The sequence below is a fragment of the Pseudoalteromonas denitrificans DSM 6059 genome (assembly GCF_900112265.1).
In the GTDB taxonomy this organism is placed as follows: domain Bacteria; phylum Pseudomonadota; class Gammaproteobacteria; order Enterobacterales; family Alteromonadaceae; genus Pseudoalteromonas; species Pseudoalteromonas denitrificans.
In genome coordinates, this window is the sequence record NZ_FOLO01000002.1 from 22,544 (window position 1) to 46,796 (window position 24,253).

19 protein-coding genes are annotated in these 24,253 nt (G+C 35.0%); 7 read left to right on the plus strand and 12 right to left on the minus strand.

All coding sequences use genetic code 11. The annotated features are described in order from the left end of the window. The first annotated feature begins 2 nt into the window (after positions 1 to 2). From BM088_RS01575 to BM088_RS01605, 7 genes are read left to right on the plus strand one after another with little or no spacing between them, the layout of a single operon-like run. Positions 3 to 914, plus strand: coding sequence for an isochorismatase (locus tag BM088_RS01575; protein WP_091979196.1), 912 nt, complete (start codon positions 3 to 5; stop codon positions 912 to 914). Continuing rightward, entirely contained in the window at positions 911 to 5,320 is a 4,410-nt protein-coding gene (locus BM088_RS01580; protein WP_177207917.1) for a non-ribosomal peptide synthetase, read from the plus strand. Before BM088_RS01575 ends, BM088_RS01580 begins: the two co-directional genes overlap by 4 nt. Further along, positions 5,320 to 6,135: a siderophore-interacting protein gene (locus BM088_RS01585; RefSeq protein ID WP_091979201.1), complete on the plus strand. Its 816-nt coding sequence runs from the start codon at positions 5,320 to 5,322 to the stop codon at positions 6,133 to 6,135. The genes BM088_RS01580 and BM088_RS01585 overlap by 1 nt, the downstream gene beginning before the upstream one ends. Then, a complete protein-coding gene (dhbA, locus tag BM088_RS01590; protein WP_091979203.1) occupies positions 6,135 to 6,914 on the plus strand; it encodes a 2,3-dihydro-2,3-dihydroxybenzoate dehydrogenase in 780 nt (259 codons plus the stop codon). Before BM088_RS01585 ends, dhbA begins: the two co-directional genes overlap by 1 nt. Positions 6,915 to 6,955: 41 nt before the next feature. Beyond that, positions 6,956 to 8,221, plus strand: coding sequence for an aminotransferase class III-fold pyridoxal phosphate-dependent enzyme (locus tag BM088_RS01595; RefSeq protein ID WP_091979206.1), 1,266 nt, complete (start codon positions 6,956 to 6,958; stop codon positions 8,219 to 8,221). After that, positions 8,218 to 9,789 (plus strand): amidohydrolase family protein, encoded by a 1,572-nt coding sequence (locus BM088_RS01600; protein WP_245763729.1) that lies wholly within the window; start codon positions 8,218 to 8,220, stop codon positions 9,787 to 9,789. The genes BM088_RS01595 and BM088_RS01600 overlap by 4 nt, the downstream gene beginning before the upstream one ends. Further along, positions 9,786 to 11,000 (plus strand): MFS transporter, encoded by a 1,215-nt coding sequence (locus BM088_RS01605; protein WP_091979208.1) that lies wholly within the window; start codon positions 9,786 to 9,788, stop codon positions 10,998 to 11,000. Before BM088_RS01600 ends, BM088_RS01605 begins: the two co-directional genes overlap by 4 nt. Before the next feature lie 341 nt (positions 11,001 to 11,341). Here BM088_RS01605 and BM088_RS01610 read toward each other — a convergent pair whose 3' ends face one another. From BM088_RS01610 to BM088_RS01665, 12 genes are all read right to left on the minus strand, one after another. Next, the gene (locus BM088_RS01610; protein ID WP_091979211.1) at positions 11,342 to 11,857 is read right to left on the minus strand and encodes a hypothetical protein; all 516 of its coding nucleotides are present in this window, start codon (positions 11,855 to 11,857) and stop codon (positions 11,342 to 11,344) included. A gap of 147 nt (positions 11,858 to 12,004) precedes the next feature. Continuing rightward, the gene (locus BM088_RS01615; RefSeq protein ID WP_091979214.1) at positions 12,005 to 12,214 is read right to left on the minus strand and encodes a c-type cytochrome; all 210 of its coding nucleotides are present in this window, start codon (positions 12,212 to 12,214) and stop codon (positions 12,005 to 12,007) included. Positions 12,215 to 12,275: 61 nt separating this feature from the next. Then, positions 12,276 to 13,217, minus strand: coding sequence for an EAL and HDOD domain-containing protein (locus tag BM088_RS01620; protein ID WP_342742222.1), 942 nt, complete (start codon positions 13,215 to 13,217; stop codon positions 12,276 to 12,278). Beyond that, positions 13,218 to 13,517 carry a YuxH family protein gene (locus BM088_RS01625; RefSeq protein ID WP_091979219.1) on the minus strand — a complete coding sequence of 100 codons (300 nt, stop codon included), beginning with the start codon at positions 13,515 to 13,517 and terminating at the stop codon, positions 13,218 to 13,220. Between the two features lie 10 nt (positions 13,518 to 13,527). Further along, positions 13,528 to 14,754 carry a cyclic di-GMP phosphodiesterase gene (locus BM088_RS01630; protein ID WP_143085021.1) on the minus strand — a complete coding sequence of 409 codons (1,227 nt, stop codon included), beginning with the start codon at positions 14,752 to 14,754 and terminating at the stop codon, positions 13,528 to 13,530. Between the two features lie 1,269 nt (positions 14,755 to 16,023). Then, positions 16,024 to 16,515: a hypothetical protein gene (locus BM088_RS01635; protein ID WP_091979225.1), complete on the minus strand. Its 492-nt coding sequence runs from the start codon at positions 16,513 to 16,515 to the stop codon at positions 16,024 to 16,026. A gap of 56 nt (positions 16,516 to 16,571) precedes the next feature. After that, positions 16,572 to 17,900, minus strand: coding sequence for a sensor histidine kinase (locus tag BM088_RS01640; RefSeq protein ID WP_091979228.1), 1,329 nt, complete (start codon positions 17,898 to 17,900; stop codon positions 16,572 to 16,574). Beyond that, the gene (locus BM088_RS01645) at positions 17,897 to 19,240 is read right to left on the minus strand and encodes a sigma-54-dependent transcriptional regulator (protein ID WP_091979230.1); all 1,344 of its coding nucleotides are present in this window, start codon (positions 19,238 to 19,240) and stop codon (positions 17,897 to 17,899) included. Before BM088_RS01645 ends, BM088_RS01640 begins: the two co-directional genes overlap by 4 nt. 195 nt (positions 19,241 to 19,435) lie before the next feature. Then, a complete protein-coding gene (locus tag BM088_RS01650) occupies positions 19,436 to 20,662 on the minus strand; it encodes an ABC transporter permease (protein WP_091979232.1) in 1,227 nt (408 codons plus the stop codon). A 1-nt stretch (position 20,663) separates the two neighbouring features. Then, positions 20,664 to 22,016, minus strand: a complete 1,353-nt coding sequence (locus BM088_RS01655) for an ABC transporter permease (protein WP_091979234.1) — start codon at positions 22,014 to 22,016, stop codon at positions 20,664 to 20,666. 10 nt (positions 22,017 to 22,026) lie between these two features. Further along, complete coding sequence (locus tag BM088_RS01660; protein WP_091979236.1) at positions 22,027 to 22,722, minus strand: ABC transporter ATP-binding protein; 696 nt, start codon at positions 22,720 to 22,722, stop codon at positions 22,027 to 22,029. Between the two features lie 21 nt (positions 22,723 to 22,743). Then, positions 22,744 to 24,030, minus strand: coding sequence for an efflux RND transporter periplasmic adaptor subunit (locus tag BM088_RS01665; protein ID WP_091979238.1), 1,287 nt, complete (start codon positions 24,028 to 24,030; stop codon positions 22,744 to 22,746). Positions 24,031 to 24,253 lie beyond the last annotated feature (223 nt).

The following is a 24,253-nucleotide window of genomic DNA, read 5'->3' on the forward strand; positions in this document are numbered from 1 at the left end:
AAATGTCTATTCCAAAAATACCAAACTATGCATTGCCAAAAAATGCAGATTTTCCTGAAAATAAAACAGATTGGCAGATAGACCCAAATCGTGCCGTTTTATTGGTTCACGACATGCAGCAGTATTTTGTAAATTTTTATCAAACAGATACATCACCTATTTCAGATGTCATTAAAAATATTCAAGCGTTAAAAAAGGAAGCAAAAAACAATGGTGTTCCTGTTGTTTATACTGCACAACCAGCCGATCAGAATCCAAAAGATAGAGCACTTTTAACCGATTTTTGGGGTACAGGGTTAGATGATACTTATACTCAAATTATTGAAGACTTAGCGCCACAAGAGGATGACATCCAATATACTAAGTGGCGTTACAGTGCCTTTAAACGTACGCCCTTATTAGATTATATGCGTGAAAATGATAAAGACCAGCTCATTATTTGCGGTATTTATGGACATATTGGTATTTTAGCCACTTCGCTTGACGCATTTATGTTAGATGTTAAACCTTTTGTGATAGCAGATGCTTTTGCTGATTTTACCTTAGAAGATCACAAGTTTACTTTGAAATATGTTTCTGGTCGCTGTGGCAATATAAAACCCCTTGAACTTGCTTTAGATGAATTGAAAATAAAGAAAAACGCTAAGCGCGCTCATAAGTTGACTTTTGATTCTATAAAGCAAGATATTGCCGATATTTTACTTATTTCTATTGATGAAGTTGAAGAAGATGAAAATTTAACTTATTTGGGGTTAGATTCAATTCGTGCAATGTCGTTACTAGAAAAATGGCGAAGAGAAGGCTGTAACATCACATTTAATGAACTTGTTCAGACAGTAACTTTAAATGAATGGTGGAAAACAATTGCTGCGGACCTCAATCGTGCGCCTGTTGTAGAGGATGCTTTGGCATGAAACATAAAGCTTTAATACATCAGGCTTTAACATCTGCACAACTCGGTATTTGGTTAGGACAAGCCATAAAACCTCAAAGTGCAATGTATAATGCTGCTGAATATTTAGAGTTTAAAGGTGAATTTAACCAAACTGCATTTATTCAAGCTGCAACTTTTGTTTTGCAAAATACATCTGCATTGAATATGGCATTTGTATTAGAAAGTGGTGAGCCAATACAAAAGAGGGCATCTGAACACGTTGTTAAAAATAATAATCTGATTTTTGTCGACCTCTCAAAAGAATTGGCACCATATGAAACAGCTGTTCAGTTTTTAAAAGGTGATTTAAAAAACGCATTAGATATTCAGTCAGGTAAAAATTATCGCCATATTTTAATTAAACTTGCTGAAGACCATTATATGTGGAATTTATGCATCCATCATATCGCAAGTGATGGTTATAGTTTTTCACTATTAGCAGATACCGTTTTAACTCAGTATAAAGCGGTTATGAATACGGGGTTTCTATCTGATTTATCATTTGGAGATTATAACCAAGTATTGACTGAAGATATCCAATATCGTCAATCAAAATACTTTGAATTAGATCAAAATTACTGGATTAATTTTTATCAAAATATAAAAAATGTGCGATCAATTTGTAGCACCCCATCAGATATAAACGAAACACATATAAAATCTACTGCTCACATTTCATTAAGTACTTTTCAAAAACTTAATGATATAGGAAAAGCACATAAAACGAGTTGGACTGATGTTTTACTCACGTTATCAGCAAGTTTAATCCATCAATATACAGGAATTCAAGACACCGTAATTGGCATGCCAGTCGCATCCAGAATGGGGTCTAAATCGGCTAATGTACCTTGTATGCAGATGAATATAGTGCCTGTTTCTTTAACGTTTTCACAGGCTAAAACATTGTCGCAATTACTTGACCAAGTGAGTAGCCAAATTAAAATAGGTCGCCGACACTTTAGGGCGCGATATGAAGATTTAAAACAGGTATTAGCAAGAAATACACAAAATAAAAAGTTATTTGGTCCAGTCGTCAATATTATTCCCTTTGAGCGTCAATTATATCTTCACTCCTGTGAAGTAGATGTGCATACATTAAGTGCAGGACCTGTTGACGACCTTGCATTTACCTTTATCAAACAAATAGACGGCAGTTTAAAATTTGATTTGTATGCCAATCCTAATAACTACAATCAAAAACAGATAGATACTTTATCATCTCATTTAATTGATCTTATCAATGAAGTTAATATTGAATTAAATCATAACTTAACAGTTGATATTAATCATCTGTCTTATTTTAGTTCTGAAGCACTCCCCACAAACAGTTTTGCATATAATTGTGTGATCGCGCGCATTTATCGAAGTGCTAAATTGGCCCCTGCATCGATAGCAATAAGGCAAGACGCACATAAGTTGAGCTACTGTGAGCTCATTGATATCGTCAGTACAATCGCTGCAAATATTTGGGACTTAGGTTTACCTAAAAATCAAACTATTGCTTTGGTTATTCCTAGAAGTGAGCAGGCAATAACTATGATGCTTGCAACACTATTATTAGGGCATAGGTTTGTTGTAATAGACCCTGATGCACCATTAAAGCGTAATTTGCTTATTTTAAAAGATGCTAAACCTAGTTTGGTCGTTTTGTATCCATCCATTGATGGTGAATTAAGGCAAGCCACAGCTGAATACTTTTGCATAGATACGCCAGCATTAGAATTATCCCACATGAATGTAGATGTCGCACATCTTTGGCTTGTTGATGAAAATAAAGAGCAGCAAGATGCTTACCTTATTTATACATCGGGCTCAACGGGTATACCTAAAGGCGTTGTTATTGGTTACTCAGCTTTAAATGAATTTACCTTAGCTGGGGCATTAGATTATGAAATAGATAGCTCAGATACGGTCTTACAATTTGCGCCTTTGCATTTTGATGCCTGTATAGAAGAAATCTTTATTAGTCTATCTGTGGGTGCGCAGCTTGTTCTTAGAAATGATGAAATGTTAAATTCCCCTGCCGCTTTTTTAAAGCAATGTGAACGCTGGAATATTAGTATATTAGACTTACCTACCGCATATTGGCATGAAATTGCTTTAGCGACTCAAGAGCAATCTTTAAGCCTTTATAAAGCCATTAAAACGATCATCATAGGTGGCGAAGCTGTTCAAGTTCAAAGGGTTGAGCAGTGGCGTAAAAATTTTGGCACACAAGTTAAATTATTAAATACTTATGGACCAAGTGAAGCGACGGTTGTTGCAACTTTTACTGATTTATCACAAGAGGTTTCATCTCTTTTTATTGGTAAGCCCCTACGAGGGAGACAAGTTGCTGTTGTTGATAGTGATTTGAATGTATTGCCAAAAGGAGAGTCTGGCGAGCTTATATTATTGGGGGCAGGTTTAAGTAAAGGTTACTTAGGGTTACCTGATAAAACGGCTGAATGTTTTGTTCAAATTAGCTTGCCAAGGGATACAAAAACGAAAGTACGAGCATATCGTACGGGAGATAGAGTAAAGCTACATACTTGCGACAATCTTGAGTTTTTAGGGCGAATCGACTCACAAATTAAAATTAGTGGGTATCGCATTGAGCTTGGAGAAGTTGAAAATGCCATTTTAAACTTAGAAGGCATAGAAGATGTGGTTGTGACTGTTTCTTCTGAGCAGTCAGTGGAGCAAGTTTATTTAATTGCGCATTTAGTTACAAAAAATGATGTTTGGAATGAGGCCAAATTACGTCAATCACTTACAGGTATATTGCCTTTACCTATGTTACCAAGTCGCGTTATTTTACATGAGCACTTGCCAAAAAATGCAGCGGGTAAAATTGATCGTAAAGCCCTCAGCCTATATGAAAAAGAGCGCATACAGTTAAAAGATTTTAAAAATGTTTTAACTGAATTCGAAAAGTCTGTTGCAGGAATTTGGCAGGCTGTACTCGGTATTGACAATATCTCTGCTGATGATGATTTTTTTATTATCGGTGGGCAATCACTACAAAGCATTCAAGTTGCTAATCGACTGAGTAACCTATTTAAACGTGAAATTCCGGTATCACTGATTTTTTCTTATCCTAGGCTAAGAGATTTATCTCAGGTTTTAGAATCAAATGAAACTCAGCACAGTAGCGATAAAGAAAATACTTTTAACTTGATGCAGCAAGATATTTCGCACTTTTCTCAAAATATAAGTAAAAATATCAATCCTAGTTCATCCGATATTGAGGTCGTTTTATTAACTGGGGCGACAGGGTTTGTTGGTGCTCAGTTGTTAAAGCAACTTCTTGATACTTCCAATGCTCAAATAAAATGCATTGTACGCGCAGATAATGAAATTCAAGGTTTAAAACGTTTAGAAAAAGCATTTTTGGCCCAAGGTTTAAAAGGGTTTGATACAAAGCGTATAACGGCATTATGTCTAGATTTAGCCGATCCATTCTTAGGGTTCGATGAAAAAGCCTTTTTACAATTAGCCAATTTAGTTGATTGTGTCTTTCATAATGCAGCTCAAACAAGTGTCATGCGAGACTATCAAAGTTTAAGAGAAGCCAATGTATTGCCTACAGCACATTTACTTCATTTAGCGAGTGTAAAAGGTATTCCATTTAATCATGTTTCAACAATCGCAGTTGCACAGGCAAGTGATGAGCGTTTAGCTGAAACTTATGTTCCTATACATGATGCTTTAAAAGACGGTTATCAACAGTCTAAGTGGGTTTCTGAATCTTTAGTTGAAGCGGCACATAAACAAGGTTACCCCGTTAATATTTATCGATTGGCACGGGTAACGGGTGACTTAAATAGTGGTTATATCAATAGTAAAGATTTGGTTTGGAGCATTATTAGAGCGGGTCTAAATAATAAAGTCTTGCCTGATATTCAAGTGCAAGAGCCTTGGACTCCAGTTGATTTTGTTGCTCAATTTATGGTCACCCACGGCATGCAATTTCCTGGTGAAGGGGTATTTAACCTTACTCCAAAACATAAAGTTAAAGTGGCTGAAATATTTGCTTGGCTGAAGTTGCTTTCATTTGATTTTAGTCTCATAGATTTAAATACTTGGTGTAAAGAAATCAAAGAGAATGGTTCAGATCAAGACCATACGATTTTAAGCTTTTTTGAACAAATGCAAGCAGATACTCAAGGTGAAAATAACATTCATATCACTCAGTGTATTAACGACAAATTCTTAGAGAAAGCGGAAAAATTAGCAATAAGCTTACCTAAAATTGATAGGTCTACGTTTTGTCTTTATTTAGAGTATGCCTTAAAACATAAACTTATTTCCCCCCCTGAATATGACTTTAAAAAAGTTTCTGCTGACTTTTTAAAACAAGATAAGCAAAGCCAAACAGCACAATTACAACTGGAGGCTTGCTAATGAGTGAAGCACCAAAACGTGTACCTCCAAGATTATTATGCTTGGTTCGAAAACACTATATTAGTCCAAATTTACTGAGGGTCACATTAACAGGAGAGGCATTAAAAGGTTTTCCCATTAATAAAAATGGATCTCACATTAAGTTGTTTATTCCCAGAGAAGGGGAGACTAAACCGTCTTTACCTAGATTAACTGCTGCTGGCATAGAATGGCCAAAAAACAGGCCTATTACTCGTGCCTATAGTGTTCGAAAATATCATCCTGATACGAATGAACTTGATATCGATTTTGTTGCTCATGGTAAATCAAGCCCTGCATCGGGCTGGGCTGTCAATGCAAATGAAGGTGACTTTATTGGTGTTGCAGGTCCTGGTGGACCAGATCCTTTATTAGCCCCAGCTGATTGGCATATTTTAGCTGGAGACTTAACCGCTGTGCCTGCAATAAGCGCTATTTTAGAAACCTTAGATAGTAAAGCCTCTGGCCATGTATTTATTGAAGTCGATAACTTAGTTGATAAACATTTTATTGCACATCCTAGTGGCATCAATATCCATTGGATTCTAAGAGATGTTTCTCGTAAAAAAAATGCATTAATTGAAGCGATTAACAATGTTGCTCCTGATATCGGTGTTAAAAGCATCTCTGCTTTTATTGCGGGTGAAAATGCCTCTGTTATTGCTTGTCGAGATAAGCTTAGAGTTGATTATCAACTGACTAAAAAGAATTTATATGCTGTGCCTTATTGGCGCAGAGGCCAAGATGAAGAAACCTATCACGAAGAACGCCATACAATCATGGATCAGGTGTATTAATGGCATATTCTGAATTTAAAAATAAAAGAGTCATAGTGACTGGGGCGCATCAGGGCATAGGTTTAGCTGTTGCAAAACAACTTGCAATGAAAGGTGCTCACGTCCTTGCTTTTGATATCGCTTTTTCTGTTGAGAAAGAAATTACTTTTGAAGCCGATAATGATGGTATTTCTCGTATTCATTTGGATATTACTAAATCAGAAAATATTAAAGGTTTAGTAAATCAAATAGAGCTAAATTTAGGACCGATTGATTATCTTGTCAGTGTCGCTGGCATTCTACGCATGGGTTCTTTACTTGAGCATAATGAAAGGGATTGGTTAGATACTTTTGATGTGAATTGCCATGGCCCTTTTTTCTTATGTCAAGCTGTTGCTCATTATATGAAACAAAGAAGAAATGGTGCCATTGTGGCTATAGGTTCAAATGCCGCAAGTACAAGTAGATTAAATATGGGCAGCTATTGTGCATCAAAAGCTGCTTTAACGGCAATGATTAAAGGATTGGCATTAGAGCTGGCGCAAGATGGTATTCGTTGCAATTTAGTTGCGCCAGGTTCAACAGACACACCTATGCAAAGGCAACTTTGGCAAGATGATACAGGCCTTGAAAAAACAATATCTGGCAATTTAAGTGACTATAAACTTGGGATCCCACTAAAACGTATTGCGTCATCTGACGACATCGCAGATGTTGTTTTATTTTTGTTATCACATCAAGCACGCCATATCACAATGGAAAATTTACTCGTAGACGGTGGAGCCACTTTAGGCCATTAAGTCATAAAAAATTAAATGAAATTATTTGGAGAACTCAAAAGATGAATAACCCTAACGAATTAAATATAACTCAGTCACAATTATTAGAAAAAGAAGGTTCAAAATATATTGCGGGATTTACCCAAACTATGATGAAAAAACCAGAGCAGTTTGCACAAGGTCAATTTCCTGTATATATCGAAGAAGGCCAAGGCAGTCATGTCACAGATGTTGATGGCAATGAGTATATAGACTTTATTTGTGGTTTGGCTGCAAATACCTTAGGCCATAACCATCCCGTAGTTGTAAATGCAATTCAAAATAACCTTAAAAAAGGATTGATACATTCTTTACCAACACCAGTGGAAATTAAAACGGCAAAAACGTTAGTTGATATGATCCCAGGTGCTGAAAAAGCCCGATTTTTTAAAACGGGGGCTGATGCAAACTCTGCAGCAATTAGGTTAGCAAGGTATTTAACTAAAAAGGAAGAAATTGTCACGATAGGGTATAACGGTTGGCATGATCAATATATGTTTGATACTCCAGGTGTACCAAAAAACATTGAAAATTATACCCATAGAATGCCACTTTTTACACCTATGGATGAGCCTAAAATATTAGAGCTTATTGATTCAAAAAAAGATCAACTTGCGGCCGTATTACTGTCTGTACCATATAATAGAACACTCACATCTGAATTTTTAAAGCTAGTGCGACAAGCATGTGATGAAACGGGGGTTTTACTGATTTTAGATGAAGTTGTTACTGGGTTTCGTTTAGCTTTGGGAGGCGCACAAGAATATTTTGGTGTGAAGGCTGATCTGGTTACGCTGTCAAAAGGTATTGCTGCAGGTATGCCGCTTTCTGCTGTTGTTGGTTCTGATAAGTTAATGTCGCAAATGGAAGCATTGCAAGTATCTACAACTTTTGGTGGCGAAATGTTATCACTTGAGGTGTGCGATGCTGTATTAAAAGAATATCAAAATACAGACTATATTGACCGTATTGCACGTTTAGGCGCAATACTTAAAGCTGAAGTTAATGCGATATCTTCAAGGTTAGAAACCCCTTTAGAAGTTGTTGGTTACGATGCAATTCCAATGTTTTTATTTGCAAAAAATCCATTAGAACATGTAAAGCTGGCAGAACCTTTCTTAGCTGAAATGGCTAAACGTGGTGTATTACTTAGACGAGAAGTTAACTTTATTTCAGGTGCACATACGTTAGATGATATCAATACAACGATCACTGCGATTCAGGCATCTTTGAGTGCAATGAAAGCACAAGGTTTATTTGAAAATAACCCTGAAGCAGTACCAGCATGAGCTGCGCTTGTTTAACGCCTAGCTGGCTTGAAAAGGTGATGTTAAGTATTGGTGCAAAAGATTCAGAGTTGAGTAATTCAACTCTGAGCCAATCAAATACTTTGGAACAACATAAAAATACAACTGACATCAAATTTGAAAATGACTCAGAATTAAACCCGTTGTCAAATCAAACAACTTTAGTTCAAGGGGGCTTTTTATACACGGCTGATGCAAATAATACCGTTATTGCTGATAGCTGGGTATTAATAAAAGGGAGTGAAATAATTGCGATAGGGTCTTCGGATGACCCTATTCCTGAACATGACAAATTAGTTGATGCTAAAGGAAAGTTATTATTACCAGGCTTAATCAATCCTCATTGGCATGAAAGTTTTGTGGCTCCTTGTCATGAATCTGCTGATGACTCTGGTATTAAGCCCACTGCTTATTCTAATGGTGGAGATATTGCAGCCTTGGGCGCCATGTTTGGTTTTATTTCAGGTGTAGGTCAAAAGTTAACACTTGATGAAGGTATCGCAATTGCACGTTGGAGTATGTGGACTCAATTAAGGTCTGGCACTACGGCTTTAGGTGATGTTGGTTCTGCTAATAAAGCAGATGCTATGGCAACTGCTGCTATTGAGTTAGGAATGCGTTTACGGGTGAGTCGTTGGGGATCTGATATTATGTTACCTGATGGTACTGGTAACTATAAAACAATCGCTGATACGCAAGAACAAACGAACGATTGGGTCGCTTTAATTGAAAACTGGCATGAACATAGTTCTGGATTAGTAGGGGCTATGCCTTCAGTTATGGGGGCTTTTGGTAGTTCAGATGCGCAGTTATTGTCACTTGCTGAAATAGCACATAAATTCAATGTGCCTTATGCAACACATTTAGCACCTTTAAAAAATGAACGTGCAGCAGTGGAAGCGGTATTTGGTAAGTCACCCATACAAAGGTTCGATGATATGGGGCTACTGACTGATAGGTTATTGGCTGTGCATACAGCGTATGCATCTGAAGCTGAATATCAAAGGTTGATTGCAACCGGGGTAAACATTTGTCATTCACCCGCTCACTACGGCATGTTGGGAGAAAGAACCGTGAGTGAAACCGGGCAATTAGGGCGTTTTTTAAAAGATGGTGTATGGGTTTCAACCAGTACAGATGGTGATATCTCTTTTATTGGTGGTATGTGTGAAGCGATGCGAGGTGCTCATCTAGGTCATAATGAAGCGCAGAACTGTAATACAGCGTGTCCACCAACACTTGCTTTAAAAACGGGCTCTTTATTTGGTGCCAAAGCTTTAGGTTGGCACGATAAAATAGGTTCTATCGAAATTGGCAAGCAAGCTGATCTTGTTTTAGTTAATGCAGATGATTATCGATATAAACTTGGTAATCATCCATTAAGAACTTATTTAGTCACAGGTTCAAGTCATGATGTTAATAGCGTTATGGTTGCAGGTGAGTGGTTAGTTAAAAATGGCCGTAGTACACGTTTTGATGAAGCTGAGTTATTTGCTGATTATGAAAAAGCAGTTGTATCTGCCAGAGCAAGGATCGGAGGACCATCATGACTGCTGAAAAGTTAAAGTATCAGCGTTTATGTACTTTATTTTTATTACTCGCAAGTACGATGACTGTAATGGCTGGTGCGACTTTAGCGCCGGCTTTACCTGGTATGGAAGCGGCATTTGCACAGACTGCACAGGCTGAGTTTTGGGTTAAAATGTCGCTTACTATACCGGGTTTAGTTATCGCGATATGTGCACCATTTATGGGTGTTTTATTAGATAAAATAAATAATAAATCTGTATTAGTTGGTGCATTAATTTTTTATGCACTGACCGGTTTTTCAGGATACCTATTTCAAGACTCACTTGTTGTAATACTGATGAGTCGAATAGGATTAGGCGTTGCTGTGGCAGGTATTATGGTCTCTTGTACTATTTTAGCTGGTGAATATTTTAAAGGACCTAAGCTTGGTCAATATATGGGACTTCAAGCTGCTTTTGGTGGTTTTGGTGGTGTTGCTTTTTTATCTATGTCAGGCATGTTAGCACAGCAAAATTGGACCTATGTCTTCTTTATTTATTTATTTTCGTTAGTTATTTTACCTGGTGTAATGGCTTTTTTATATGACCCGAAAAAACAGAGCCAAGCAGGAAAAACACAAAAAAACGAGCAAGCTTTAATATTTGATAAAAACAAATTGTTTTCTTGTTATGGTTTGGCTGTCTTAGAGATATTAGTATTATACTCAATCGTATTACACTTACCTTTTATGCTAACCAGTTTAAACTTAGGTAATTCAATGGAAACGGGTTTTGCATTAGCATTTTTAATGTTAACAATGTCATTAGTTTCACTTGGTTATGGTGTGATTAGTCGGTACTTTTCTATATTTACATTACATGCATTTGGTTGGTTACTTATTAGTTTTGGTTTATTAGGTTTGAGTCAAAGTAATGTTATGGAAACCATTTTATCTGCTTTGTTAGTAACGGGTATTGGGCTTGGCTTAATAAGGCCTAATTTATTTATTTGGTTATTTTCTTTTACACCTTTGCCCATGCGTGGCAAGGTAATCGGGGGGATTACAACATGTTTCTTTATTGGGCAGTTTATTAGTTCAATTGTGACAGAGCCTGTTGTGCAAGCCTATGGTTACGAAGTACTCTTTTTATTAATAGGCATGTTGGCATTCATACTCATTCTTATTATATGCATTACTTTGTTTGTGAAAAAGGCGATAAATAAATCAAATAATATTGCTTTAGAGCCTTAAATAAAAATGAATAGAGGTGAATACACCTCTATTCATTTATTGTATTGAGTTATTCTAGTTGTGATAAAACCTAATCAGAATAAAAGGATTATTAATAAAAGGGTTATTAATAATCCTTTTATTAATGTCCGCAATATTGAATGCTTGTTGTTAATAAGAAAAATGTTAACGGCAGAATATTAATCAAGATGACTGTTTTGATATGTTTTATCTTTGATTTTGTAAAATAAAATAGCAGCTACTTTAGGTCAATATAGTTGATATGCGACTTACAATAAATTCACTTGCTAATTAGACCGACAGTTTTTCTTGGTTATCATATTAATACCGTTAATACATAATCAAAACACATCCCATTCAGGCTTTTTTATACGTGAAAAACAAGTGTAATCTTTGTCGGCATCGAGTATTTCAAAATCATATTCACTATCAAGTAATAGGTAAATACAATCATCTTCTAATCTAATATGAACGGGTACCTGAATACTTTTTTGACTAAATTTTGGATGTTCTAATATTTGTTTACTGTCATTTGATGATAAATTAAGTAACCTTTGTAGATTCATATTTATTACTATTTCACCATCACAATTATGATAACAACCTTGAAAGTCGACTTTTACCGAATAAAACGACTTGCTCCTAGCAAGTAAGCCTGACTTAAATGTGACTTTGTTATCTTCAGGTAATTGAACTCTATACATTACTTTAGGCCCGTCATTAATGCTGCACAGTCTTGTTATAACAAAAACATCTCTTTCGGTATTTCTAAAGGCAAGATGAAATTTTTCATACTGTTCTTTTGAATACATATCTAAACCAAGTTCTTGCAATAAGTTATCGCTAGTTTGTGACATTTTAAGGCCTTGTTCTTTGAGCTACTATTTGATGTTTTGATTTGAGAGAAATTAAATGATCTACGATTAATTTGGCTTCTTTGTTTCCCATACTTGGAAAAGAAGGGGCTGCTCTTTGTTTATTATCTGCATTTTTAAGCCAAGTCACTAATTGATGTTTATTTTTTGTGTATCCGTGCTTGCAGGAATGCCTTTTAGAAAATTCCCTTTGCCCTTTTGACCGTGACAAGTTGCACAATGATGCTTAAATAATTGAGTACCTGTTGTTAGACTTGGGTGATCATGGAATGATTTTTTTTTACATCCAGTGAAAATGATAACAAGTGCTAATATGCAAATTAAACGGTACAAATACATCAAAATCTCCTTAATAAGAATAAATATACTTTTTTGTGTTCTGCTATTTGTGCGCTAAAACTCAAATTGTGGTTTTAGTTATGTCATCAGACCAATTGATTGCTGTGTAATAACAATTTTTAATGACAGGTTCACTGGCAATACAAGAAGTGCATTTAAAACATTGTTGACGTTCGATATTTATTGCACACTGTAAAATTTTTCCTCCGAGTCCTTCTTTTTTCAAAATGGCATTTTTTATTGCATCACTCAGTGGTACCTGGCTAAGTAACTTTTCAGCTGGAATATCTAGAAAAGCTTCTAATAAAGAGAAGAGCCCCACAGTAAAAAACTCATTTTGTAGTTTTTTTGATAGCTTTAGTTTGGCTGCGATTAATTCACACAATTTAGCCCTTTGTAACATAGTGACAAATAGTAAAGGGGGTTTTTCTGTCATTGTGCTTAAGGCCATAATACTGACTAGCGTACGTAACTGATCTAAACCAAGAAAAACAAGAATAGACCTGATATCATCAAATGATTTTCTAATGCCTGTGTAGGCTGAGTTAATGTATCTTAATAATTTATAGTAAATAAAAGGGTCTTGAGTGAATAAGGTCTCAAGTTCAGAAAAGTTAACTAAGGGCTCATTAACTTTAACCATTAATCTTAATGTTGATAATCTGTTATGAGGGGCTTTTTTACCATTGAGTAGTTCAGGAGATGCAAAAAAATAACCTTGAAAAAAATCAAACCCTAATGCTTTGCAGTATCTAAATTCAGCCCATGTTTCAACTTTTTCAGCGAGTAGTTTGATTGTGTATTTTCGCAGTAATGTAATATGCTGTTGCAGTTGTTCGTCAGTAAGCGCTCTAATATCCAATTTAACAATATGTACTAAATCGAGTAAAGGCTTAGCTTCATCACTATAAACAAAATCATCTAATGCAATGATATAACCTTGTGAAACTAAATCACTGACAGAATCAATTAATTGCTGATCAATTACAACATCTTCAAGGATCTAAAATACAACAGAACGATTTGATAAATTTAATTTTTTGGCTTGTATTAATGCCTCTTTGGTCATGTTGATATAACTCGGTACATCTGCGGTCAATAATTCCATACCCACTTCTGTCATCGCTGTCATCATGACTTGTGCTGTTGCATGTTCTTGGTCAGGAAAAATAGCACTGTTTGCTTTATTATGTGCACGGTAGAGTAATTCATAACCTTTTAATTTTAGTTCTCGGTCACAAATTGGCTGCCTTGCCAAAGTATATTCAAAGTCTGTTGTCTTACAATCTACCACTGCATTCATGATTTTCTCCCTATGCTGTATCTAAGTTAATAGTTTTGCCAAGTTGCTCTAATATCGGTGCGACTCTTGGATCTTTGGCTGCCATTACTGATCTGATTTTAATCTTTGAAAATGGCTTATCGCAAAGATTTATAACTTTGCGAGAATCAAGAATATTACAATCTTTATCAGCAACTAATTCCAGAACAGGGCGTAGACGATCTGTACTATTATTTTCGATAACAATTGCAATTTCTTTTTGGCAGGTTTCGACTAAACAACCTATCGGATATATCCCTAGAGTATGGATAAATTTTTCAATTAAACGTGCATCAAAATCTTTGTTTCGCTTGGTATACAAGCTTTTAAGCGTTTCGATCGGTGAATATTCTTGTTGATATAAACGTTCACGTGTCATGGCCTCATAAACAGAGGTGATTGCGACCATTCTAGTAAATAGGCTCACCTCTTTTGCTTTTAACCCTCTGGGATATCCTTGGCCATTACAGCGTTCATGATGGCATAATACGATTTCTTTCACTTCTTCAGGAATACCTGAAACTTTATTCAAAATATCGATCCCAAACTCAGGGTGTTTTTTCACCATTTTGCGTTGCAGCTGTGTTAATTGTTGTCCATTCTTTAAAATATCTTGGGAAACATAGACCATGCCAACATCATGTAAAATAGCGCCTAGACCCAGTATTTTCATTTTTGATTTTGCGATGCCTATTTGTTTTGCAAATGCCAAAGTTAAAATGCATACATTGACTGATTTTTGTGCCAGAGAGTTATTCTTTTTTTTCATTTGCGTTAGATATAGCATCGCATTTTCATTACTAATAATATTTGATGTAAGGTCTTCAACTACACGCCTTACTGATGCCGTGTTAAGGCTTTGACCAAACCTAATATCTTGAAAAATACCACTTAAAATAGATACACTTTTGCTATATATAGATTCTGATGCTTGTAATGTTTTTTTATGAAGAGGCGAAACAGATTTGTTAACCGGCTCTGTTTTACCTTTTACTTCTTCAATTAACTGTTTAGTTAATGTGTTATTTTCTTCATGTACATTCGTTCCTTTTGTGGTATCTATCGTGACTTGACGACAGCACTGAATTAATTTTTTTATGTGTTGTTGTGACTCAATAAGAAATGCATGAAATAAAAAAGGAGTCTTTAACCAATGGGTCTCAACTGCACACACAAACATGCCTATCTTTAGATCTTTTACTGGTATTTTCTTTTTCAATTAATTTATTCCTATCGATAGTCTTAAAGTAAGCAATTAGCTAACTGCGATAAAAGCGTTAATTTAGTTGATAAGAAAAAGGTGTAATAATGATTTTGGGTATTTAGTAAGGTGAAGGAATAATGAAAGAATTACTAATAATGCTCAGATAATAAGTCCATAGATAGGGCTTATAAACATAGTGAGAAGCGGGCGTAAAAAATATGTACACCACTTTTATGTTTTTATTTATCTTAAGCAAAAATAAGTGTCCGGTAAAAATCGGATACACCTTTTTCTATTGCAACTAGCCATCCCATTGGCCGCAATAACACTTTAGTCCTTAAAGAGTGCGGGCATACTACACGATAGATACTTTAAAGTTCAAGTGAAATTGTTAGGAGAAAAACATTTCATGATCCAGATCAAATTTTTAAATCATAAATTCTGCATAAAATAGTGCTGTTGACTTTAATATTTTCAAGCCATTTATTTTGTCTTAAAATTGACTATAAACGCAATGAAATGTCTTTTAAAAAGGAACAAATTGAATTAATATTAAAATTATATAATTGGTTCCGTGTTTTTGGTAACTCATTGTATAAATTAAATAAAAATTAACTATTACCTGATCGAGTTAAGTCAGAAATTATTGAAGGAACAGTAAAGTGAAATTAAAATTAAACAAAAAAAACTTAAAAACCTATCTAAAGATAATCAAGTCATTCCTGCAGAAATGACACCACAAGTTGCTGGTGGTCGAATTGGTGGTTTTAGTGAAGCTGATTATAAAACATGTCCAGCTACTGAAACATGTAGATGTATGACTTCTTGGATTTGTTAAATATAGATAGTTACTCTATAGCAGATTTAAATGGTAATCATTATTTTGATATTTACCATTCGATGTGAAGTGAGTTTTGTATATTATAAGGCCGTTTAAAAACGGCTTTTTTTGTTTTTTTATATTTAGTTATCTAATTGGTGTTGCCCTAGAATAATTAAAACCAGCGCTATAACTATGATAATAACGAGCATAATGATAAGGTTGTTAGCGTATAGGTATTTGTCGACTAAATAAATACTCAATATACTGGCTAATATAAAGAGTGATTTACGTTTGCGGGTAAATTGGTTTAAATACTAGATTTAGGGCATCGATATCTTGTGCAACTTGCTGCACCTAAAAACCAACTTAAAGGTATTCTAGTTTTACATTTTGAATATTTTGCAAGCATAGTTAAAATTTTCCTTTATCCTAACCTGTGCTCATAAACCTTTTATAAGTGACTAGCTTGTTAAGGTGTCTTCAAAGTTAATTAATTCAAACTTTTTAAAAAATGTATTTAAACCTTTTGAAATATCATACGCAGAGTCAAATTCGTTATATACCACAGGATAGTCATCAGCCAAATCTTTTAATAAAGTTGTTTTGATAGGTGCATTTATCCAATGCGCATAAAAAACAGGTTTAGGTGTTTCTAAACTTAAATTATGTGCAAGTTCAAATGCACCGCTTTCACTCATAGAGGTGCGAATAAAGATCATCGCATCACATTGTTTTATGAGTTCTAACCTATGATTTCTAAAAGATCTTGGTGTAAATTTTATTTTGTTTCTCTGTTCAAAGTGTTCTACAAAGGTGTTTTTATTTAATGCTAGAGTACCCGTTAAAAAAGAAACGTCTTTGTATTCAGACTCAATTAAATACATGAGGCTTTGCACTAATTGTTGTTGGTTATTATCCGCTTGAGTAAAGCTTTGCCTTATAAATAATTTCATTTTTACTCCTTTAATTATTTATAAATATAGCGAAATTATAATTTTGTATCTTAAACCTAAGTTGTACCAGCTTGCCAAGCTGGTAAATCGAACTGAACTAATAAGCCTCCTTGCTCTCTATTGGCTAATTTTAATTGACCATCGTGAGCTGATATTACTTCATTACATAAACTTAAACCTAACCCAGTGCCTTTTTCTTTGGTACTGAAAAAAGGCAATAAAGCTTGCTGCAATTGATTCGCTTTCATGCCCGTACCTCGGTCTACTAAAGCAAACACTAAACGTTCATTTTCATGTACAACTTTAAGAACAATATCTTCTATATCACATTGTGATTCATGGGCATTTTTGAGCAAGTTTATTAAAACCTGCTCTATTTGAGTTGCATCAAAATAGCCGTCAATATTGGGCAATGTATCTTTTAAACTAAATGCGTAGATACGCTGTACTGAGCTTATTAATAATGCCAAGTTTTGTTGGCTTTTTGTCGGTTCAGGAAGGCGTGCAAATTGAGCGTATTGTTCTAAAAATACTTTCAGATTATCGGCTCTGCGATTAATCGTGATTAAAATATCCGGCAGCATATCAAAGTGTTCAGGCTTATTAAGTATTTTTAGTGCTGATGAAGTTAAAGAGGCTATGGGAGCTAATGAATTATTAAGCTCGTGAGAAATTAAACGTATGGCATTTTTCCATAAATTAATTTCCTGTCGTGATATTTCAGTGGTCAAATCTTTAAATAAATATAAGGTATGTTGGCGCATATTCATTTGAAAATGTTGACAAGATAAATAATAAGTTTGTTTCTTATCATCTTTATTAATGGTCACTAACCCTGATTGTTTTTTTCGGCAACTTTCGCTGAGTTCATCATTTAAAGTGTTGATGATATTTGAAAATGTTAACCCTTCTAATTTACCTTTAATATTAAATAACTTTTGGGCAACTAAGTTAGAATAAACAATTTGGTCATTTTCATTGATCAGCACGATAGAAACAGGAGTGCTTTGCATTATGGTATCTAATAATAACTCCCTTTGAAATAAACTCATGCGCTCTTTTTTCATCGTTTTAGCAAGGGCGTTATAGGCATTGACTAATTGGCCTAATTCTCCTTGAAACTCATTGTGTATTTGCACACTAAAGTCATTATCTTGGAAACTTAATACACCTGAAGTAAGTGCTTTTAATAAATTGTGACTGGGTTTTAATAATGCATTGATGCCAAAAAAAACTAAACTAAGACAGAGTAAAAGACTCAGAGGTAAAGTTAAAAAAAGAGGAAATGAAAAAAACTGGGCAAAAACAAAAATACTTGTTTGTAGCAGCAAAACGATAAAAAATAGTGTTAAAAGTTTCGCTGAGAGCGATATCCTTTTTATCATCTTTTGTTTAACGCTATCGTAAATTTTTCCATTCTACGGTAACAGGCTTGGCGACTTAAACCTAAGGCCTTAGCTGCTTGAGATACAACACCATTAGCTTGCTCTAAAGCATTTTCTATGTCTTGTTTGGTATGTTCTTGTTGACTATTGGTATTTTTTTTAGTGAATTTAATACCTAAATGGTCTGCCTGAATTTCATTATCTGCGCTTAATAAACACGCTCTTTGAATCGCATTTTGAAGCTCTCTGACATTACCTGGCCAATCATAGTTTTGGATTAATGTTTCAGCACTTTTAGACAGGTATTTATCATTATCAATAAAAAGTGAAATAAGTTCATTGATATCTTCTTTTCTTTGGTTAAGTGGCGGTAAATCAAGTTCAATAACATTGAGACGATAATATAAATCTTCTCTGAAGTCTCCTTTTGTTATGGCACTTGCTAAGTTTTCATTGGTGGCGCTGATCACCCTTACTGTAACTTTTTTGGTAACTGAACTGCCTAAACGTTCAAACTCACCGGTTTGTAATACACGTAATAATTTTTTTTGCCCCTCTATTGATAAATTACCTATTTCATCTAAAAATAAGGTGCCACCGTCAGCTGCTTCAAAGCGGCCTATGCGTTGTTTTCCTGCTCCCGTAAACGCACCTTGCTCAGCACCAAATAATTCAGCTTCAAGTAAGTCTGCGGGTAGGGCGCCAACATTAACTTTAATAAAGGGTTTGTTTTTTACATTACTATTAGCTTGTATGACTTCTGCTATTTTTTCTTTTCCAGCACCGTTGGGCCCTGTGATTAATACCGGAATAGGTGCTGCTGCGATCTGAGTTGCCATTTCAAGTAAACTCAGCATAGACTCAGCTGCAAAGGCCATATTGCAAAGTGTATATTTTTGCTGAAGTTTGTTTAATCGAGTATTCACTCTTAATCTGCGTTTATTATCTTGTTGCTGTAATTCAGATAGTTCTATTAAATTTCTGACTGAGGCTAATATTTTATCGTCATTCCAAGGTTTAGATAAATAATCTGCTGCACCTTCTTTTACAAGTTCAACAGCGGTTTCTAAATTTGCCCAGCCAGTCAATAATATAACGGGTAAGTCTAAAAATGATTGGCGTATTTGATGAAATAAAACTTTACCTTCATCGCCAGAAGTCGTGTCTTGACTAAAGTTCATATCTTGAATGACTAAGTCTACTTTTTGTTGTGATAAAAGGGTTAACCCTTGACTTGGTGACTCTGCACCTATGCATTCAATATCATTTAAGATAAATAATACACGTAGTGCTTTAATCACATCTGGGTTGTCGTCTATGACTAAGACTGTTGGGTTCATTTTTATCCTTTAACAAGGGAGAACTAAAAGTGCTCCCAAATAAATTTATTAAGCTAAATTACGTATCACAACGTTTGGGCTATAGTGGCTGTTTCTTGCAGGAAAATAAACCAGAAATTTAAAAGTTGATAACTAAAAAGCCAAGTTGTATCACACATCGAAAATATTTAAGGAGCCTAAAGCTCCCTAAAATAATTAGGCTAATCCTCGGGTGACGATAGCGGGTGCAATATTGGCTGCTTTTTTAGCTGGAAAATAAACGGCAAATAAACAAATTGACCAAATAAAGCATGCAATGTAAAAACAATAATCAAATTGTATCAGGCCACCATTATTGAAGCGGTCAACTAAAATGAAATTTAAATATAAGGACAACAAAATACCAAAGGCCATGCCTATAAAGGTCAATATACTATTTTCGATTAAGAAATAACGTATGATTTGCCATTTTGTTGCACCCAATGCGCGTTTGGTGCCTATTTCTTTTTTACGTAATGATACTGAAAAAGTTACCAAGCCAACAATGCCCATGGCTGTAATACATAAACCAATGAAACTGATCCCCAACATAGTAAAGGCAAAACTACTACGACCATCCCACAAACGTTTTTTAGCACGGGCAGCAAATTCAACTGAGCGTACATGTCTTCCTGGTTGTTCATATAAAACATCCTTAATAGTCTGCAATATCTCATCGTCCATATTCGGTAATATACGAACCATATAATTAAATAGATTATTTTGACCATATTTAACTTGTGGACGTATTACGCTGTGATATTCAACTTGGGTGTATACAGCCATTTCTCCGAGCATGATATTTTTATATATGCCTATAATTTTGGCTGGCTCTCTAGCATTATTGATATAAAATGTACTACCTAATGCATTGCCATTAGGAAATAGTGTCTTAGCCATATCTTCACTCACAATGACATTTGGTGCACTTTGTTTGAGGTCTAGATAGTGGCCTTGAATTAAATCAAGCGGCTCAAGTGTTCTACCTGCTATAATCTCAACACCTAAAATTTCAGGACCATCTAAATTTGTATCAAATAAGCCAAGATTAATTGGTTTTGCCGTGTCTTCAATTGAACTGAAAACTTGATTACGATAAATATTCAGCTCAAGTACGTTTTCTTTGGTTGGCGTTGCCAGTTTTACACCTTCAATTGCAGTCAAACGTTTTATATCATCTTCTATTAATTGACGTTTATCTAAATTATTATCATATGTTGTAGTCCAAATATTGATAATTTCTTTTTCATCTAAATTAGATTTAATCATCCAATTATCTAATACATTAGCAGTGATAAATACAGAGTTACTGACGATTGCTAAGGTAATTGCGACTTGTAATATAATCAAAATAGCGACCGCTTTTGAGCGCTTTAAGACTTTTAAAATATGTAAAATTTCCATGTTATGCTCCTCGCAATTGGCTAGCCGGTGCTAAATTACTAATGCGCCATATTGGGTAGATACCTGCTGCAATAACACTAAAAGTGGTAATGGATGCTGCTCTTATTATCATGTTCCAATCTATGCTATACAAAGCCTGTAACTGTTTTGGATCTGATAAATAATCGCTTTGGTATCTGGCAATTTCATACATGATGTGCAAACCTAATTTAGATAGAACTAAACCTAACAATATACCGATAAACGAAATGATGATTACTTCAAAAAAATGTATTTTTACGATATAGTTTTTTGTTGCGCCTAGTGCTCTGTATAAGCTCACTAACTTAGCTTTAGATTGAAATTTTGCTAACATAATACCGGATGTATTAACGATACAAACGGCAAATAACAGATATGACAACATCGCTAAGGTTTGCGTCCAATCATTGTCACCATAAAAAGCCATCATTTGACTTAGGCTGAGTGCGTATACTATTTTGTCTTGAAAAAAACGGCCCATTTCTTTATTTTTTTGCGCATAGGCATTTAACCAAGTGAAAAAAGCATCTGACTGTTTTTTATCTTTAAATTCAGCCCATAATACTTCAAAACCACATTCTGAGGCTTTTAAGCCTGCAACATCATTGTTGCGATATAGGCGATTATTTGCGGTTTGATTTTTTGGACAGGCTATTCTGGCAACACGGTTCAAGTTATTTTCAAGTGCAAAAGTATAAGGAATAAAAGCTTGATCATTGCGTCTTGTACTGAAATTTCGATTTTGAAAACGCTTAGGATGAACTGAGATATCCATGACGCCTACAATTGTCATAGGTTTTTTTTCTATTAATATACGTTTTCCAACAGAGTTAGCGCCACCAAAAAAAGCATCATTAACTGTTTTATCTATTACAATAACGGCTTTTGAATTTTTTTGATCATCTAGGCTCCAAGCATTACCATAAATAAAAGGCATTTCCATGAGATCAAATAACTGATTATTTACTGCACTGGCATTTAATCGCATAGGCCTTACTGTTAGCTCTTCTGGTTCAGCGATAAATCGTGTTTCCCATAACCTGACTAAATTTAGCGTACCTGGATTCGATGAAAAAATATTTTCAACATCTTTGTAGGTTGTACGAGGCATAGCATAAACCTCTTGTACAGGCGCATCTAATTCACGGTTATCTAACATAATTAAATGCACATTGTCGCTTTTATCAGGTAAAGATATTTTAAGCTCTTGATGCGCGATAGTCATCATAGTGGTCATTAGTGCTATGCCAATGGCTATGGTAAAAACCATTAAGATATTAAGATTTTTTTTGTGTTTTAAACTATGCAATACTTGCTTAATTAACTCACTCATTACAACTCCTTTAAACTGCCATATCTGTTAACTGAGATTGTTGAATATCACTGACCTGACCATCTAAAATTTGAATGTTTCGATTGGCGCGTCTGGCAAGTTCAGGGTCATGAGTAACCATGATAATCGTTGTGCCTTTTTTATTAATATCTTGCAATAAATCCATTACTTGTCGAGCCATCAGTGAGTCTAAATTTCCAGTTGGCTCATCGGCTAATAAAAACCTAGGTTTACCTGCTAACGCTCTGGCAATTGCAACTCTTTGTTGTTGACCACCGCTGAGTTGATTTGGTAAATGGCGCATTCTCGAAGCTAAACCGACGACTTCTAAAGACGCTTCAATGCGCTTTTTTCGCTCTGCGCGGTTTAAGCCTCTAAATATTAAAGGTACTTCTACATTATCATATAAACTTAAATCTGAAATTAAGTTAAAGCCTTGAAATATAAAACCAATTTTTTCATTTCTGAGTCGAGATAGTCGGTTGTCGCTCAAGCCTTTAATATTCTCGCCATCTAATAAGTAATCACCTTCCTCAAAGGTTTCTAACATACCTGCTAAGTTTAAAAATGTGGTTTTACCTGATCCAGACGGGCCCGTTACAGATACGAAGTCTCCTTCAGCCACTTCTAAATTTACATCACTTAATGCATGTGTTTCGATTAAGTCAGTACGATAAATTTTACTTACGTGTTTCATTGATAGCATTTTAAATTCCTTTATTTTTAATTATTGTGTGATCAGTACTTGAGGTTGATCTTGAAAGGGGGTTAAGCTTGAAATCACAACATTATCACCTTCTTTTAATCCAGATATAATTTCGACTTTACCTGTGCTGCGTGCACCGAGTTTAATTTTTACTTTTTTAGCTAAATTTTTATTAACTATATATGCTTTTAGTCCTGCACCAGATTCTACAAAAGCACCTCTTTGTAAAGTGAGTACGTTTTCTTTTTTTTCTATGATGATTTGTGCTGATACTCTTTGATTTTGACGCATTCCTGAGACTTGCTCTATCAATCGAATACGTCCCGCAACTTGACCATTATTGACTTCTGGTGAAATGGCAGTGAGCTTTCCTGGGTAAGATTTACCATTTAATGTGATATTGGCTTCAAAACCTAAACCTAGTTCATCAGCATAGCTTTCTGGAATTTGTGCAATAACTTCAAAGGCAGATAAGTCGACTAAAGATAAAAGCGCAGTGTTACGTAAAACAGCTTGTTTTTGTTGAATATTAATATTACCTACTATGCCATTTAATGGTGAGCGGATCTCTAAAGCAGCCACTTTTCGTTGTAGTTCTTCACTGACATGGCGTTGACGTTGTAACTGTAACTCAAGCGCTTTAAGTTCAAATTCTAATTGTTCTTTTTGTAGTTTTAAACTTTCAATCGCATGATTATTGGTTAATTTTGCGCGCTTCAATCTTACGACAACTTCATCATATTCTAATTGTGAAATAAGAGATTTATCTATACTGGCTTTTGAGCGTGCCATTTCACTTTTGGCTGCCGCTAAATCGACCCCTGCAATTTCCATTGTTTGTTGATTGTTTAAAAGCGCTCGACGGGTTTGAATTTTTTGTCTTTGAACTTGAATACTCAGCTCATCAAGTCTTGCTTTTTCTTGTGCATATTCGCTTCTGAGCTCAGGGCTATCGATTACCATAAGTAGTTGAGATTTTTTTACCGTATCTCCCGCTTTTACATGTAATAAAACCGTGCCTTCTTCGATTGAATATAATGTTGGATTTACAGCTGCGATGGTTCTGCCTTCAATTCTAATATCTTCTATAAATAATCCTCGTGCTACTTTTGCCAAGCGAACTTGTTGATTTGAAATCGTAGCGTCTGCACTTAGTAATGAAGCGACTGCAGGATAACTTATCCAGCTTACCGCTCCTATAGATGCAATTAATGCTAGGGTAATCAGATTAGTACGATTAAGCCCAAATAGTATATTGCGTTTTTTAGGTGTTACAGCACGATCTTGTACAGAAGTATCTTTAATCATGAGTAATTTCCTTTTAAAGTTATTTTGTAATTACATCCTCCTTATCAACTTGTATGCCAATTGTTATTTTATTGATTTAATTGAATTTGTTTTTTTTGTTTATCTCTCGGACGGACAGCGGACAGTCCGCGGACAGGCGTACGGATAGCAATTTAATGAGTTCTATTTTACCAATGAAGTAGGTAGGGCTATAATGCGCGGCTTTATTTCTGTTTATATTAAT

Bases quoted from the DNA above. Each gene is read 5' to 3' on its own strand.
- BM088_RS01575 (WP_091979196.1), top strand. From the start codon at position 3: ATGTCTATTCCAAAAATACCAAACTATGCATTGCCAAAAAATGCAGAT.
- BM088_RS01580 (WP_177207917.1), top strand. From the start codon at position 911: ATGAAACATAAAGCTTTAATACATCAGGCTTTAACATCTGCACAACTC.
- BM088_RS01585 (WP_091979201.1), top strand. From the start codon at position 5,320: ATGAGTGAAGCACCAAAACGTGTACCTCCAAGATTATTATGCTTGGTT.
- dhbA (WP_091979203.1), top strand. From the start codon at position 6,135: ATGGCATATTCTGAATTTAAAAATAAAAGAGTCATAGTGACTGGGGCG.
- BM088_RS01595 (WP_091979206.1), top strand. From the start codon at position 6,956: ATGAATAACCCTAACGAATTAAATATAACTCAGTCACAATTATTAGAA.
- BM088_RS01600 (WP_245763729.1), top strand. From the start codon at position 8,218: ATGAGCTGCGCTTGTTTAACGCCTAGCTGGCTTGAAAAGGTGATGTTA.
- BM088_RS01605 (WP_091979208.1), top strand. From the start codon at position 9,786: ATGACTGCTGAAAAGTTAAAGTATCAGCGTTTATGTACTTTATTTTTA.
- BM088_RS01610 (WP_091979211.1), bottom strand. From the start codon at position 11,857: ATGTCACAAACTAGCGATAACTTATTGCAAGAACTTGGTTTAGATATG.
- BM088_RS01615 (WP_091979214.1), bottom strand. From the start codon at position 12,214: ATGTATTTGTACCGTTTAATTTGCATATTAGCACTTGTTATCATTTTC.
- BM088_RS01625 (WP_091979219.1), bottom strand. From the start codon at position 13,517: ATGAATGCAGTGGTAGATTGTAAGACAACAGACTTTGAATATACTTTG.
- BM088_RS01635 (WP_091979225.1), bottom strand. From the start codon at position 16,515: ATGAAATTATTTATAAGGCAAAGCTTTACTCAAGCGGATAATAACCAA.
- BM088_RS01640 (WP_091979228.1), bottom strand. From the start codon at position 17,900: ATGATAAAAAGGATATCGCTCTCAGCGAAACTTTTAACACTATTTTTT.
- BM088_RS01645 (WP_091979230.1), bottom strand. From the start codon at position 19,240: ATGAACCCAACAGTCTTAGTCATAGACGACAACCCAGATGTGATTAAA.
- BM088_RS01650 (WP_091979232.1), bottom strand. From the start codon at position 20,662: ATGGAAATTTTACATATTTTAAAAGTCTTAAAGCGCTCAAAAGCGGTC.
- BM088_RS01655 (WP_091979234.1), bottom strand. From the start codon at position 22,016: ATGAGTGAGTTAATTAAGCAAGTATTGCATAGTTTAAAACACAAAAAA.
- BM088_RS01660 (WP_091979236.1), bottom strand. From the start codon at position 22,722: ATGCTATCAATGAAACACGTAAGTAAAATTTATCGTACTGACTTAATC.
- BM088_RS01665 (WP_091979238.1), bottom strand. From the start codon at position 24,030: ATGATTAAAGATACTTCTGTACAAGATCGTGCTGTAACACCTAAAAAA.